The sequence below is a fragment of the Saprospiraceae bacterium genome (assembly GCA_016714025.1).
Taxonomy (GTDB): domain Bacteria; phylum Bacteroidota; class Bacteroidia; order Chitinophagales; family Saprospiraceae; genus Vicinibacter.
The window spans coordinates 790,849-806,266 of record JADJOB010000001.1 but is presented as its reverse complement, the minus strand read 5'-3'; the positions used below and the strand labels follow the sequence as shown (position 1 = coordinate 806,266).

12 protein-coding genes are annotated in these 15,418 nt (G+C 36.4%); 8 read left to right on the top strand and 4 right to left on the bottom strand.

The window, feature by feature from the left end:
• Window positions 1-469 precede the first annotated feature (469 nt).
• The 4 genes from IPJ80_03110 to IPJ80_03095 all read left to right on the top strand — a co-directional run bounded on the left by IPJ80_03110 (window position 470) and on the right by IPJ80_03095 (window position 5,018).
• A complete protein-coding gene (locus IPJ80_03110; protein MBK7912472.1) occupies window positions 470-2,590 on the top strand; it encodes a ribonucleoside triphosphate reductase in 2,121 nt (706 codons plus the stop codon).
• Window positions 2,580-2,762, top strand: a complete 183-nt coding sequence (locus tag IPJ80_03105) for a hypothetical protein (protein ID MBK7912471.1) — start codon at window positions 2,580-2,582, stop codon at window positions 2,760-2,762. Before IPJ80_03110 ends, IPJ80_03105 begins: the two co-directional genes overlap by 11 nt.
• Complete coding sequence (locus IPJ80_03100) at window positions 2,722-3,432, top strand: anaerobic ribonucleoside-triphosphate reductase activating protein (protein ID MBK7912470.1); 711 nt, start codon at window positions 2,722-2,724, stop codon at window positions 3,430-3,432. Before IPJ80_03105 ends, IPJ80_03100 begins: the two co-directional genes overlap by 41 nt.
• A gap of 194 nt (window positions 3,433-3,626) precedes the next feature.
• The gene (locus IPJ80_03095) at window positions 3,627-5,018 is read left to right on the top strand and encodes a vanadium-dependent haloperoxidase (protein MBK7912469.1); all 1,392 of its coding nucleotides are present in this window, start codon (window positions 3,627-3,629) and stop codon (window positions 5,016-5,018) included.
• 717 nt (window positions 5,019-5,735) lie between these two features.
• Here IPJ80_03095 and IPJ80_03090 read toward each other — a convergent pair.
• Both IPJ80_03090 and IPJ80_03085 read right to left on the bottom strand, forming a co-directional pair.
• Window positions 5,736-6,731, bottom strand: coding sequence for a DNA/RNA non-specific endonuclease (locus tag IPJ80_03090; protein ID MBK7912468.1), 996 nt, complete (start codon window positions 6,729-6,731; stop codon window positions 5,736-5,738).
• Between the two features lie 9 nt (window positions 6,732-6,740).
• Window positions 6,741-7,634, bottom strand: a complete 894-nt coding sequence (locus IPJ80_03085) for a cysteine protease (GenBank protein MBK7912467.1) — start codon at window positions 7,632-7,634, stop codon at window positions 6,741-6,743.
• A 329-nt stretch (window positions 7,635-7,963) separates the two neighbouring features.
• Here IPJ80_03085 and polA point away from each other — a divergent pair, with 329 nt between their 5' ends.
• Complete coding sequence (gene polA, locus IPJ80_03080; protein MBK7912466.1) at window positions 7,964-10,735, top strand: DNA polymerase I; 2,772 nt, start codon at window positions 7,964-7,966, stop codon at window positions 10,733-10,735.
• An 8-nt stretch (window positions 10,736-10,743) separates the two neighbouring features.
• A complete protein-coding gene (locus tag IPJ80_03075; GenBank protein ID MBK7912465.1) occupies window positions 10,744-11,673 on the top strand; it encodes a UDP-3-O-(3-hydroxymyristoyl)glucosamine N-acyltransferase in 930 nt (309 codons plus the stop codon).
• A gap of 145 nt (window positions 11,674-11,818) precedes the next feature.
• Here the strand turns inward: IPJ80_03075 and IPJ80_03070 are convergent, their stop codons facing one another.
• On the bottom strand, window positions 11,819-12,781 hold the full coding sequence (locus IPJ80_03070; protein MBK7912464.1) for an acyltransferase: 963 nt from the start codon (window positions 12,779-12,781) through the stop codon (window positions 11,819-11,821).
• Window positions 12,782-12,837: 56 nt separating this feature from the next.
• Between IPJ80_03070 and IPJ80_03065 the strand changes: the two genes are divergently transcribed.
• Entirely contained in the window at window positions 12,838-13,683 is an 846-nt protein-coding gene (locus tag IPJ80_03065) for an esterase family protein (protein MBK7912463.1), read from the top strand.
• Window positions 13,684-13,851: 168 nt separating this feature from the next.
• Window positions 13,852-14,700 carry a hypothetical protein gene (locus tag IPJ80_03060; GenBank protein ID MBK7912462.1) on the top strand — a complete coding sequence of 283 codons (849 nt, stop codon included), beginning with the start codon at window positions 13,852-13,854 and terminating at the stop codon, window positions 14,698-14,700.
• Here IPJ80_03060 and IPJ80_03055 read toward each other — a convergent pair.
• Window positions 14,692-15,411 (bottom strand): hypothetical protein, encoded by a 720-nt coding sequence (locus IPJ80_03055; protein MBK7912461.1) that lies wholly within the window; start codon window positions 15,409-15,411, stop codon window positions 14,692-14,694. The two genes, IPJ80_03060 and IPJ80_03055, sit on opposite strands and share 9 nt — an antisense overlap.
• Window positions 15,412-15,418: the final 7 nt, after the last annotated feature.

Genomic DNA, 15,418 nt, shown 5'->3' with positions numbered 1-15,418 from the left:
AATGCACGAATTAAAGACGAATTAAGAGGAATCGCCACGAATTAAAGACGAATTAAGAAGAATCGCCACGAATTAAAGACGAATTAAAAGGAATCGCCACGAATGCACGAATTAAGGACGAATGAATTATTTAATTATATTTCGAATCTTTATTCGTGCATTCATTCGTGCATTCGTGGCAACTCCTCCTTCTTCATTCGTCTTCAATTCGTGCATTCGTGGCAACTCTTCGCATTCATTCGTGCATTCGTAGCAACTCTTCTATCTTCCATTCGTGGCATTTCTTAATTCTAATTTCTCAATTAATATCCTTATTTGAGAATCAATAAATATGCAGCGCTGATTAAAAAAATTATTCTACTTAAAAATTAAATATTACAAATTTGTTATATATTTGAGACATAATTGTCTTAATAATAATTTGACCCTTCATTGGGTCAGAATAGAATTACTTTTTCAAATTTTAAATATGCCAGACTGGGTCATCAAACGCAATGGAGAATACCGACCTTTTCAATTTAATAAAATTGAAGATGCGCTGCAAAAAGCATTTTTAGGTCAAAACAAAGCATTGAATTTAAAATGCTTGAATACCATTCAAAGTTATTTAAATGCAAAAACCTGTTGGGCAGTTGAGGATATCCAAGACCTCATAGAAAAGACCTTATTTGATTTTATTGAATTTGATGTCATGCGCGCATTTATGTTGCATCGGCACACACGCAAATTGCAACGGGAGCACGTACTTGGTTTAAACGATGATACCAGCTACATTGATTGCTCGCAAACCGTAAATGAATATGTTTACCAAACCGATTGGCGCATAAACGCTAATGCCAATACCTCCTATTCCAGTGCAGGTTTAATTAATAATGTAGCAGGTAAGGTAATTGCCAATTATTGGCTTGATAAAGTATATTCAAAAGAAGAAGGATACGCCCATCGGAATGGGGACTATCATATTCATGATTTAGATTGTCTTACAGGATATTGTGCGGGTTGGAGTTTGCGCATTCTATTAAATGAAGGGTTTAATGGAGTTCGAGGACGCGTGGAGAGTAGACCCCCATCTCATTTTCGAGAAGCATTGGGTCAAATGGCAAATTTTCTTGGAATCCTTCAAAGTGAATGGGCCGGTGCACAAGCCTTTAGTTCGTTTGATACCTATTTAGCTCCTTATGTTTTTAAAGATCAGCTAACATACGATGAAGTATTAAAAGCCATTCGAAGTTTTGTGTATAATTTGAATGTGCCAGCCCGATGGGGACAATCTCCTTTTACAAATATTACATTGGATTGGACGGTTCCAAAAGATTTGCAAGATCAGTTTCCCAGTCGAAACGATCAACATCTTTTTAAAGACATTCAGTTTGAAATTATTAAAGATAAATTGTCTGAACGCGGTGTCAGGGATGCTACTGAATTGTGTTATCGACATTTTCAAACTGAAATGAATTTAATTAACCGGGCTTATTATCAGGTTATGACGGAAGGCGATGCGAATGGGCAACCTTTCACCTTTCCCATTCCAACCGTCAACATTACAGAAGACTTTGATTGGTATGGTGAAAATACCGATATCCTGTTTGAGAATACTGCAAAAATTGGTTCATCATACTTTCAAAATTTTATAGGGAGTCAATTTATGTTGGATGAACAAGGAATCCGGATTGAAAACCCAAATGCCTACAAGCCCAATGCCATTCGCAGCATGTGTTGTCGTTTACAATTGGATTTAAGGGAATTACTCAAACGAGGAAACGGATTATTTGGAAGCGCCGAAATGACCGGAAGTATTGGAGTGGTTACGATCAATATGGCGCGCCTGGGATATTTATATTCCGAGAATGAAGCTGCCCTAATACATCGATTGGATCAATTACTTGACCTGGCAAATTCCAGTTTGGAGAAAAAACGGGATTATATTCAAGAATTATTTGACCGGGGATTATTTCCATATACAAAGCGCTATTTGAAAAATCTGAAAAATCATTTTTCAACGATAGGAGTCAACGGAATCAATGAAATGATTCGTAATTTTTCTAAAGACCGGTATTCAATTGCCAATGAATGGGGCCGCGATTTTGCTTTAAGAATATTAGACCATATCCGCAATCGCATCATTCAATTTCAGGAAATTACCGGAAATCTTTATAACCTTGAAGCAACACCTGCTGAAGGAACTACGTATCGATTTGCTAAGGAAGATAAAAAAAGATTTGAAGACATACTTCAAGCCGGTTTTGGAGAAAACATATACTATACAAACAGTTCGCAACTTCCGGCACATTTTACTGAGGATCCATTTGAAGCCTTGATTCAACAAGATGAATTGCAATGCAAATATACCGGAGGGACTGTGCTTCATTTATATATGCGTGAGAAAATCAGTTCACCAGAAGCTTGCCGCAATTTATTGCGAAAAGTACTTTCCAATTTCAGATTGCCTTATGTAACGATCACTCCGGTTTTTAGTGTGTGTAAAACACATGGTTATTTAAGCGGTGAACATGCATATTGTCCGAAATGTGATGAGGCATTACTTCAAGCACTATTAACAGAAACTAAAAATTATTTATATGGAAACTAAACACAAAGCACAACCCACCAACCAATTGTTGGAATTGCATAATGAAAAGCGTACAAAATGTCTGGTGTTTACCAGAGTAATGGGTTATCACCGGCCTGTGGAAAGTTTTAATATTGGAAAGAAAGGGGAGCATGTCGAACGAAAGCATTTTGTTGAAACAAGCCGTGACTAATTCCATCTATCATATCACACCCTTTACTTTATTGGATTTTCCAGATAAAACGGCATGTATTATTTGGTTTGCAGGCTGCAATATGCGTTGCCACTATTGTTATAATCCTGACATGGTAAGATCCAAAGGTACTATTTCACATGAGGATGCTTTCAAGTGGATTTCCAGTCGGAAAGGATTTTTAGATGGAGTCGTATTAAGTGGCGGTGAATGTTTGATGGATAAAAAGATTGAATCGTTTATTCAAAAATTAAAAGAACAAGGTTTTTTAATAAAAATAGATACCAATGGGTCTTACCCTTGGCGATTAAAATCAATAATTCAAAATCAACTCGTTCATTATATTGCCTTGGATTTTAAGGCACTTCCAAATCAATTTTATAAAGTAACCCAATCTGGCTTGTTTAATAAATTTCAACAAAGTCTTGATTTTTTAATTAATATTAACGCAAGTTTTGAAGTCCGGACGACCATCCATTCTCAACTCTTGGGTTCACAAGATCTTATGCAAATGATCCACTATTTGGAATCCAGGAATTATACGGGAACCTACTACCTTCAAAATTTTTTTAACGATTGCAATACCCTTGGTGAACTTCCAAACGATTATCAATTGATTAAGCAAGGGGACTTCAGTTCGACAAAATTTGAGATCATCGTGCGGTCTTAATTTATAATTTAAAGTATTCAATAAAACTAAAAAAGGGCTGGGTTTCTGCCAAAATCCCCAAAACCAGCTAAAAAAGTCTTAAATAATTTAATTTTTTAAAAATTAAATTTAAAAAATTTTTAGAAATGGGTGCAACCCTTATTTTTGTGTAAATAAGACAAAAAACTCTTAAATAAATATTAAATTAGTTTACTATGAAAATCTCGACACGTTTACTGTTTTTGGTCATCGTTTTTTTAGTGGGAGCAACGATGTCCTGTAATAAATCGGAAAACACTGCAGGTTCTGATGATCTAATGAAATCTCAGGACAATTCGGTGTATCACGAATGGGTCAATGTATTTTTAGAACTGGATCGTTATGCTTCTTTTTTTAGACCTGGACCGGCTCCAAGAGCACTGGCTTATTTGGGATTAAGCGCTTATGAAGCAAGTTTAGGCGGTATGCCTGAATACCAATCTTTACAATTTAGATTAGGTATTTCAGATATGCCGGCTATTAAAAGGAACTTATATTGGCCGGAAGTAATCAATGCATCCTATGGCTACCTGATGACCAAATTTTTTGAAGATGTTACGTTTAAGGATAAGAACGGTAATGTCCTCAATAAGCAAGAATTTTTAAATTTGATTGTCAATAAGGAAAAAGAACTTCGGGCAAAATATAGAAATACGGCAACTGAAGTATTATTGAATGATTCAGAAGCACACGGCCGCGAAGTAGCAACTGCTATCTGGAGGTTTTCAATTTCTGATCCGGTAGGTCACAATGCCCATCTCAATCCATTTCCTGTTCCGGTCAATGCACAAGGATGCGAATGGGTTCCAACTGATCCAATTAAAGTAGCAGATCGCGGGTTGTTTTCGCAATGGGGAAAGGTGAGACGATTTGCTGTAACAACGGGTGACTTGGATGCATTGGTTTCACCATATACATGCAATTCAGATACAAATTCTGTCATTTACGCCCAAGCATATGAAACCTACGTTGTCACCAATCTTGCTCGCAAGGAGCCTAAAGGGGACATGGAACATATGGCTGAATTTTGGAGCGATGATCGGGTAGGTTGGACTTTTAGTCCACCGGCTAGACTGGAAGCAATTGCCGATCAAATTGTCAATGAAGAGGATTTCAATTTAGAACAAACCTGTTTATTGTATGCGCAGATCGGTATGGCTTTAAGTGATGCTGCTGTTATTTGTTGGTACAATAAATATAAGTACAATGTTGAACGTCCAATAACCTATATCCAAAGAGAAATTGATCCCAATTTTACCATCCCATGGTTAGGTTTTACTCCTCCATTCCCTGCCTATCCTTCAGGTCACTCTACCTTTGCTTTTTCAGGAGTAGGTATTCTGGAAGCCTTTGTTGGCGGTAGTTACCCATTTACAGATTACTGCCATCAGCAACGAACAGATTTCAATGGGCATCCTCGAGCCTACAACAGTTTGCGTGATCTTGCAAATGAAAATGCATTTAGTCGCTTGCCGCTTGGCGTTCATTATCGAATGGATTACGATGGCGGTAATTTTTGTGGAATTTTAACAGCAAGGCGCGTTCTTCAACTGCCCTGGAAACGATAAAAATTTTTATACGTAATTGGCTTTAAGGGCTGTCATACTGGCAGCCCTTATTTTTTTTGAAAAATCTTTGAACACAGCTCAATTAAATCTTCAATTGAACATTGCAAATTGAGCATTGCTCATTGAACATTAAAAATCATGCTTCGAAGAAATAATGCTCAATACCAATGGAGAATTGCCACGAATGCACGAAAGGAGCACGAATTGAAGACGAATTGAAGAAAGAAGAATTGCCACGAATGCACGAATTAAGGACGAATTGAAGGAAAAAAGAATTGCCACGAATGCACGAATGGAGCACGAATGGAGAACGAATAAATTTTCTTTTCCATTGAACATTGCAAATTGAGCATTGCTCATTGAACATTAAAAATCATTCTTCGAAGAAATAATGCTCAATACCAATGGAGATTTGCCACGAATGCACGAATGGAGCACGAATTGAGCACGAATTGAAGAAGGAAGAATTGCCACGAATGCACGAATGCAACACGAATTGAGGACAAATAAATTGTATTTTCAATTGAACATTGCAAATTGAGCATTGCTCATTGAACATTAAAAATCATGCTTCGGAGAAATAATGCTCAATATTCAATGCGCAATGTTCAATGACTAATGAGTTCTTTCTTGAAACATTAAAACACCTACCACCTATCAACTAGCAACGATCAACTAACAACTATCAACTATCAACTAACACCTATCAACTAACAACTATATAACCAATCCTTCCAGCTGGTACACAGGATTCCATCTTACAACACATACATCCTTTGATTTTGGATCTTGTCTTAAAATTTTAGCAGGCATATCATTTGATGGTGAAGATCTCTTGATTCCACGAATTGCCATTGGGTTTTGATTAAAGGGTCTTTTTACATGTTTCCAGTCAAATTTTAAACCACTCAACTTTTCTATTTCTTCCAATCGAACTTGATAGGTTTGACCATCTTTAAATCGAATGTGTTCAAAAAAATCATCGTCTGTCATTTTACAAAGCAATTTCGAATTGACAGTTAGTGGTTTTCGTATAATACCATCCTCAATTAAAAAGGATTCCTGACTTTGTATAAAGCCAACTGCGTATGATTTATTATCTGATTTTTTCCATACAACCACCTTCCAAAATAAATTTGGTATTTGTATGTATTGATTTTCAAGTGGTGTAACAAAACTTCCATCAGTGGGTGCCAATACAGGTCCCGTAAATACGCACACTTTTACATTCAATGTATCTGCACCTGCATGTAAAATATTTGCCTCAAGGTCGGCCCAGATATCCCTGTTTAATTTTTCGTGTTGGGGTGCACAATTGGTAAAAATAAATGTTTGTGCACCTGCTTTCAAACTGATTTCCTTATCTCCCCATTCCGGATCTTCTCTTCGAACCAAATGCCCTTTGTCAAATTTACTTTGATCTGCACGATACAGCTTATTGCCAAGTTGTTCATAATTTGCAATTCTTTTTTCCTCTTTCCAGGATCCTTCTCTGGAATTGTTTTGCCAACAAGATCCGTCAATATTTACAGCAGTATAATATGCAAGTCGTCTGCTTTTACACATCACAACACTGTAATGAATGTAATCTAATTTGTATTTCTTGCCTTCATATTTGATCAAATCCTGTTTTTGGCTGGCAGATAATTTTGGAAGCGGTAGATAATACGCTCTTCCTAAAAATCGTGGGTTGTATCCAATATGTGAATCCATAACTCCTTATTAAAAAGCTCCTGTGTCAAACCATCCTGCTTTTACTAAAGACCAAATATCTTCCGCCAGTCTATTTTCAAAATATTTATATGGTAACCAGCCATAACCATCTTTACCCCATTCAGTTCCCCATGAATTTCGAATCATAAATGCTCCGGTGGTTTTGGAATTATCATCTTTATTGACAATTACTTTTTTATCATCATATCCAATTGCAATTACTGCATGACCCCCTACCACGGTATCGGTATTTTTTGGATAAGGAATGGCACCACCATTTGTGTTTGACTGGTCTAATGCACTTTGGTAACAGGTGAATCCAAACATGCTGGGCAATCCAGCGGCCATATTTTTTTTCATATTGGCAATCGCTGCTGTTGGAGTTGTATTTCCAGAATCCAACCTGTAATATTTTAAGCCTTTATAACTTTGAGCAAACGAATAACAAAAGGCAGAAGGTTCTTCTTCAAATTTTGAAATTATATAGGGATAATATTTTTCAGGAGGCGTACCAAATGCAGCAAGTGCTTGCATGGCGGTTCGTAAATACGCACCCGTATCACCAGTCCACATCAGCAATTTCCTTGAAACTTTATATAAAAACAACCGACTGCCGTCAATGTATTTTCCATAGGCACGCTGTTCGAAATATTCTAACAAACCAATAGCGGCATGCGCAGTGCAGGCTCCCAGACTTTTTTGGTCTTCTATTGGCGAACAATAGGAACTTAGATCAATTGAGACAGGTACCTTTAATGGCTTTTCTGTCTTTTTGCTACGTTTACTCAAATGTAAACCATGGACATTTTTTAGTTGGTCAACAACCAGAGGTGTTTCCGGAGTAAAGTCACGGCAATCTGGGCGATCCGGTATCCAGCCCATACCCATTGTAATTAATTCCATATATCAATTTTAAAATGAGAAATCGAGGAGGAAGCTTGATAAAAACGGATCGTATTCAAAGTAGGTCCGGCTATCAGAATCCGGACACAAATTCGCTATTAAGATAATAATAAATTTAAACTGGTTCCAACAAAATTTACATTATCGAATTTATTTTAGTATGAATGCTTGTAAATCTGTTTATTAGGTAGAAATTGAGTCTTTTAATTATGGTCCGAAAGGACCAGCAGAATGCTTCTTTAGTTTAATTGCCCATAATTTCTTTTAAGATTATTGCATTTTTTTCCAAATTTTATAATCGTTATAATCTCTCTATCTTCACCCTTGTAATGACTATGAAAAAATTATTTTTATTGGATGGCCACGCATTGGTTTATAGAGCCCATTATGCATTTATAACAAGGCCCTTGATCAACTCAAAAGGTCTAAACACTTCGGCAATTTCCGGTTTTACCAGAACCCTGTGGGATATCATTCAAAATGAGAAACCAACACATCTCGCAGTTGCATTTGATTTATCAGGACCTACCTTTCGCCATAAAGAATTTCCAGCATACAAAGCAAATCGTGAAGCACAACCTGAAGATATCACGAAAGCATTTCCTTACATCGAAGAATTGGTGAAAGCGTTCAACATTCCAATTATTACTGTAGAAGCATTTGAGGCAGATGATATCATAGGAACTATTGCGAAACAAGCAGCCAGAGAAGGCTTTACAGTTTATATGGTTACTCCGGATAAGGATTACGGTCAATTGGTTGAGGAACAAATCTTCATGTATAAACCTTCGCGGCAAGGCAATGGGGTTGATATTTTAGGTCCGAAAGAAATTACTAGTTCGTGGGGTATTCAACGGGTGGATCAGGTGATTGATTTATTGGGATTGATGGGGGATGCAGTTGATAACATTCCGGGAATTCCTGGAGTTGGTGAAAAAACTGCGGTTAAATTATTAGAAGAATACGACACGATTGAAAATTTAATCCAACATAAAGATCAATTGGCAGGTAAACTAAAAGAAAAAGTAAATGAACATGCTGATTTAGCCTTGCTAAGCAAGAAACTGGCAACCATTGATATCCATGCGCCAATCCAGTTTGATGAAAAAATGTATCGAGTTGAGGGATTTGATAAAACCAGATTGGCTGAATTATTTCGTCAATTGGAATTTCGTACCCTTGCGCAAACAATTTTAGGAACAACAGAACCGGTTCAATCCAGTTTATTTGGTGAATCTCCTGAACAGAAAAGTGAAGTACCAGAAAAAGAATACAAAGTAGCAGATCATGATATTTCAAATACAAATCACACATATCATTTAGTTCAGTCAGATCAACAAATTGAAGAATTGCTTGCTTTATTAAATAAGGCCGAGATCATTTCATTTGATACAGAAACTACTGGAATTGATGCCAATCAGGCAGAATTAGTGGGAATGTCTTTTTGTATAAAAGCAACAGATGCATATTATGTTCCTGTTCCGGATGATGCAAATCATGCGAATGCTTTGGTTAAAAAATTTAAACCCTTATTAGAAGATAAAACTAAAAAATTTGTAGGCCAGAATATCAAATACGATATGTTGATGATGCGCTGGTATGGAGTTGAAATGCCAGCTCCGGAATTTGATACCATGATAGCCCATTATTTATTGGAACCGGATCACAGGCACAAGTTGGACTATTTAGCTGAGGCTTATCTCAATTATAAAATGGTTGCCATCGAAGAATTAATTGGTAAAAAGGGATCCGGTCAAGGGAGTATGCGCGATGTGCCATTAGAAAAAATTAAGGAATACGCTGCCGAAGATGCAGACATGACCTTGCAGATATATAAAATATTAAAAGAGGATATTGTCAAAGAGAATCTTGAAAATCTAATTCATGATATCGAATTACCACTGGTTTCCGTGTTGTGCGAAATTGAATACGAAGGAGTTAAAATTGATGGTAAGTTTTTAAATGATTACAGTAAAGTACTGGAAGCTCAGATTATAGATGCTGAAAAATTAATCTACAAGAAAGCAGGCACTCATTTTAATATTGCAAGTCCTAAACAAGTAGGAGAAATTTTATTTGATAAACTGAATATTCCATACAAGTGGAAAAAAACAAGTACCAATCAATATTCAACCGATGAAGAAAAGTTAACCGAACTTTCAGAAGATTTTGAGATTGTAAATGATATATTAAACCATCGTAAACTTTCCAAATTAAAATCTACCTATGTTGATGCCTTGCCTTTAATGATTAATCCTAAAACAGGTCGGGTTCATAGTTCATTTAATCAGGCACGTGCAGCAACAGGTCGACTTGCATCTGAAAATCCGAATTTGCAGAATATTCCAATCAAGGATGAAGCGGGTCGGGAAATTCGTAAAGCTTTTGTACCAAGAGATGAGAGCCATGTGTTGGTATCAGCCGACTATTCTCAAATTGAATTGAGACTGATTGCAGAAATAGCCCAGGAAGAAATGATGTTGGATGCTTTTATAAAAGGGCAGGATATTCACCGGGCCACTGCTGCAAAAGTTTATAATGTACCTTATGAAGAAGTTACAAGCGATCAACGAAGAAATGCTAAGACCGTAAATTTTTCAATTTTATACGGTGCCGGATCCACCAATATTTCCAGGCAATTGGGAATTTCCAGAGGGGATGCTAAAATCTTGATTGATCAATATTTTAGTACCTATAAAGACCTAAAATCCTATATGGCCAACGTCGTTGAAAATGCGCGGGCAAATGGATATGTTAAAACCTTATTGGGGCGTAAACGGGTCTTGCGTGACATTAATTCCAAAAATGCATTGGCGCGCACGAACGCAGAGCGTGTTGCGATCAACACGCCCATCCAGGGGACTGCTGCCGATATGATAAAAATTGCAATGGTCAATATTCACAAACGCTTGCATAAAGAACATTTAAACTCAAAAATGATTTTACAGGTGCATGACGAATTGGTGTTTGATGTACCAAAAATAGAGTTGGATACGATTAAGGAATTGGTGAGCTATGAAATGCGTCACGCAATTCCAAATTTAAAAGTTCCAATTGAAGTTGGAATTGATTCTGGTTTAAATTGGTTGGAAGCACATTAAAAATTAGTATGAAATTAAGCAATCCAATTCCTGTAAAACAACTGGCAGACCGATTTAATATGAAGTTAATCGGAAATCCGGATCAATTAATTTATGGGATCAATGAAATCCATAAAGTGATCTCGGGTGATTTGACTTTTGTTGATGTGGAGAAATATTATTCAAAATCGATAAATTCAGATGCAACAGTTATTTTAATTAATAAAGAAACGGATTGTCCTGATGGTAAAACTTTATTGATAACTCCAGAACCATTTGAGATATACAATCAATTGGTTTTAGAGCATAGGCCTTTTAAAATTCAAAATCAAGCTATTGCTGAAACCGCCTTTATTCATCCTACAGCGATCATTGAATCGCAAGTTGTTATAGGTCATCATGTAGTGATAGGAGCCCACAGTTATATTCAAAGCAATGCGGTTTTGGGTGAATACACAGTAATTGGCAACCATGTAACCATTCAATCAGGTACTCTAATAGGTACAGATGCTTTTTACTTTAAAAAGACAGCTCAGGGATACCGCAAATGGAGATCTTGTGGAAGAGTCATTATCCACGATCAGGCAGATATTGGTGCTGGTTGTACTATAAATAAAGGAGTCTCAGGGGATACCATCATTGGAGAAGAAACTAAAATAGATTGTCAGGTCCATGTAGGGCATGGTGTTGTTATCGGTAAACAATGCCTGATCGCTGCACAGGTTGGAATTGCAGGTAAAACAAAAATAGGAAATCAAGTCACGATCTATGGTCAAGTTGGCATCGCCCAAAATATTGAAATCGGCGACAAAGTAGTTTTATTGGCACGTTCCGGAGTTGGAAAGAATTTAGAAAGCGGTAAAACCTATTTTGGCACTCCCTGTGAAGAAGCTCGCAGCATGATGAAAGAAATGGCTACCGTTAAAAAATTAGTCGAAGAATATCACAGTAAAAAATAACCTAACATCCCAACAGCCCCCAAAATCAGTAGTCAGGAATTAGTAGTCAGTGGTCAGTCAGCCCTCCCTTCAGCCCAACAGCCCAACAGTCTAACAGTCTATCAGCCTTCCCTCAAGCCCTCCTTCCAGCCCTTCCTCTCATCCTTCAACTAAATTTTCTTGCCAACAAATGACTTGGTTTTTCAATTAAAACAAAAAAGAAATAGGAAGCGATAACTACACAAGGTATCGCAAGTAGTATCAGTTGGATGCGATTTTCATTGGGATAGGTTCTCAAACATGCATCAATCATAGACCAACCAATCTGCAGATGGATTAAATAGAAGGAATACGATATTTTTCCAAGAAATTTAAGGGGTTGTATAGACAAACTAAAAAACTTGATAAAAAATACAGCAAAAACAACTGCCGATAAATGATAGATATCAAAACACCAATACGTTAGAATAAATAATAAGGCGATTGCAATCCAAAAATGTTTAGAAGTGATGGTTCCGATATGTGCATTAAACAGGATAATGCCAAATGCAAAGTGACAACCGTAATAAAAAACAGTATGATTCCATTCTAACCAACGACCGAGACAAAATATCAGCAATACAGAATAACTGATCCATTTGTTATTAAATAAAAGCAAGGGAAAAATCAAAGCCATTAATAAATAATATTGGATCTCAATGGCCAGGCTCCAATAGATTCCTTTCATCCAGGCTTGATTTACAAAATCATTGATGTGTAACAAATGATAGAAAAGATCTTTGTAATCAACAGTTATAACTTTATCTTCATAATGTTTAAAGAAAGTAGAAAAATAGTCTATTATAAAAATCAAAATAATACTACACCAATAAGGTGGCTCGATACGAGCGAGTCTTTTTAACATAAATTTTCCGGATTGACGTAAATCATAATGACTTTTGTACATGGTGTACGGGATGACAAAACCTGAAATGACAAAAAAGATCTCGACCCCTAGATAACCCCTGGAAAACAAATACCGAAAACTGCTTTCAACAGGTAGAAAACCTTCTGTAAAATGGTAGAGGCACACAAGCAATGCTACAATGCCCCTTAACATGTCAATAGAATCCAGATGCCTTTTATGCATAGAAGTCCTAAAGATAAAAGGGAAATTAATATGAGATCAAAGCTTATTTTTACGCAATGATGCTTTACCGGTTAAAACGATCTTTATTTAAATGCATTTTCTTTATAAGTCTCTGTTATGTCCGGTTGTTTGGAGGGAAAGTAGATACCATAGCCATCCCAAGTGCCACGATGAACAAATCCTTTAATGCCTTGGTTTTTCTTCCTTCCAATTATGAGCAGAATAGTAAATCGTATCCAGTTCTTTATTTGTTGCATGGTCACAGCAGCGATCCTTCCAGTTGGTTTTTTGTAATTCCTAAAATTCGAGAATGGGCAGATCAATATCAAATGATTTTGGTATGTCCGGACGGAGATTATGACAGTTGGTATTTGGATGGTCCCAACAAAGCAGATCGTAAATTTGAAACCTATATGGCCCTCGAAGTTCCAAAGTTTATCGATCAGTGTTACAGAAGTTTAAAAGACAGAGCATCAAGAGGAATTAGTGGAATCAGTATGGGCGGACACGGCGCAATATATTTGGCACTCAAGCATCCCGGTCAATTCAGTTGTATTGGAAGTAGCAGTGGAGGTTTGGATTTAATTCCTTTTTACAGAGAATGGAATTTATACCAACTATTAGGAGATCCTATAAAAAACAAAACCCGCTGGGAACAATCCAGTTGCTTATCACTTTTGAATCAACAAGCTTTCAAGAATCAAAAACTCTATATAGATTGTGGAACAGAGGATTTTTTTTTGGAAGTCAATCGAAAGTTTCATAAGAAATTGGAAGAATTAAAAATCCCACATCGTTACGTTGAAAGTAAAGGGGATCATAGCATTCCTTATTGGAAGGCTGCATATGAAAAGCAAATTGCATTTTTTAGCAAGAATTTAGTTGCCAGTACTGCGAAATAATAAGCAGACAATTGCTTTTATTATTCACCTCAAGCTTTGGGTTTAAACTAAAATTTGAGTTGAATATTAAAGTTTGGTCTTTTGGTTGCTACCCGATTTAACTTTGGTCATTATTTTAGATCATCTAAATCTTATTTACTTCTTTTTATTACCTTCACAGTTCAAATTATGAAAGCGATTCTATTATTTATTAGTCTTCTAGGCAGTCCACTTTTATGCATTTCACAAGCATCTGGTGCAGATATTAAGATAGGAAATCAAAACCTGGGATTACCTTCACTACACAAGGGAAGCATTTATCTTTATTGGGGTTACAACCGAGAATGGTATACCAAAAGTGATATTAAATTCAATTCATCAACTTGTCATTTTACCCTTTCAGCGGTTCGTGCCAATGACCGTCAATCAGGATTCGGATTAAAGAACTATGTATATAACATCACCATTCCTCAATTTAATGTACGGGCTGGATACATGTTGAGTGATCGATTTGGGATTAGCTTTGGCATGGATCACATGAAGTATGTAGTAACACAAAAGCAACAAGTAAAAATTAATGGGAGCATTTCTCCAACCACGAATCAAGTCAAGTATGCGGGTGTTTATTTAGATGAGTATATTAAAATTGATTCACCATTTCTAAGATTTGAACATACCAATGGACTTAACTATATTTCTATGGATGGAGAATATTATTTAGAATGTTGGCATCGAAAAAATCATTCGCAATCTTTAGGATTAGTTACCGGTTTATCGATTGGAATGTTGTATCCGAGGAGTGATGTCGATGTGTTTGATATCGAAGGGGTTAATATTTTTCATACAGCAGGATTTGGAATCAGTGGAATATTAAATGTCCGATTTCAAGCGGCAAATCATGTGTTTCTTATGTTTCAAAATCGTTTTGGTGAAATTATACTGAATGATATACTAATTTCAGATGGTTTTCAGGCAAAGCAACATTTTGGATTTTACCAAACAGCATTTATGTTGGGCATAAATTTTAATTTATTTTAATCTTCCAAATACTTCAAATAGCTTTTTTACTTTTTCAGGATCAGCCCGTTCTTCATTCCCAAGATTCATAATGGTCTTTTCACTAAATTGATTGATCCGTAACGATGCATGAAATCGATTCAACCCACTTTCTTGCAGTATAAAACGTGCATTGGTGTGATCAATGCCTCCGGCTGCCATAAATTCTATCTGAGTGCCAAATTTTTGATTCCATTTTGTTAATGTAGCAATTCCTTCCACGGCATTTGAGGCACATCCGGAAGTTAATATTCTATCAAATTTCAAATCAATAAGGCGTTGAATTTGAGATTCAGGATTTTTACAAATATCGATAGCCCGATGAAAACTAAGTTTTTTTAGATTGCTGCATTTGCGAAGTTGAGTGGAAAAGGGTTCATCAATGGATGCTTCTACCGTCATTCCTCCTGCAACCACGGTATCAATTCCTTCTGAAATAGCCCATTCAATATCTTTTAAGATGAGTTCTTTTTCTAGTTCATCGTACACAAAGTTTCCATTGCGAGGTCTGAAAAATACGGCCATTTCTTTTTTAAAAATAGCTCGTGCTTTTTGAATAAGTGCATGACTCGGGGTTAATCCGCCATGATCCAGATCACAGCATAGTTCGATTGCATCGGCATCAAATGCATGTGCCAATACCACTGAATGAATGTTAGCACAGCACAATTCAATTATTGGCTGTTGATTCATTTAATTA

Coding starts and splice junctions, on each gene's coding strand:
- IPJ80_03110 (MBK7912472.1), top strand. CDS start 470: ATGCCAGACTGGGTCATCAAACGCAATGGAGAATACCGACCTTTTCAA.
- IPJ80_03105 (MBK7912471.1), top strand. CDS start 2,580: ATGGAAACTAAACACAAAGCACAACCCACCAACCAATTGTTGGAATTG.
- IPJ80_03100 (MBK7912470.1), top strand. CDS start 2,722: ATGTCGAACGAAAGCATTTTGTTGAAACAAGCCGTGACTAATTCCATC.
- IPJ80_03095 (MBK7912469.1), top strand. CDS start 3,627: ATGAAAATCTCGACACGTTTACTGTTTTTGGTCATCGTTTTTTTAGTG.
- IPJ80_03090 (MBK7912468.1), bottom strand. CDS start 6,731: ATGGATTCACATATTGGATACAACCCACGATTTTTAGGAAGAGCGTAT.
- IPJ80_03085 (MBK7912467.1), bottom strand. CDS start 7,634: ATGGAATTAATTACAATGGGTATGGGCTGGATACCGGATCGCCCAGAT.
- polA (MBK7912466.1), top strand. CDS start 7,964: ATGACTATGAAAAAATTATTTTTATTGGATGGCCACGCATTGGTTTAT.
- IPJ80_03075 (MBK7912465.1), top strand. CDS start 10,744: ATGAAATTAAGCAATCCAATTCCTGTAAAACAACTGGCAGACCGATTT.
- IPJ80_03070 (MBK7912464.1), bottom strand. CDS start 12,781: ATGCATAAAAGGCATCTGGATTCTATTGACATGTTAAGGGGCATTGTA.
- IPJ80_03065 (MBK7912463.1), top strand. CDS start 12,838: ATGATGCTTTACCGGTTAAAACGATCTTTATTTAAATGCATTTTCTTT.
- IPJ80_03060 (MBK7912462.1), top strand. CDS start 13,852: ATGAAAGCGATTCTATTATTTATTAGTCTTCTAGGCAGTCCACTTTTA.
- IPJ80_03055 (MBK7912461.1), bottom strand. CDS start 15,411: ATGAATCAACAGCCAATAATTGAATTGTGCTGTGCTAACATTCATTCA.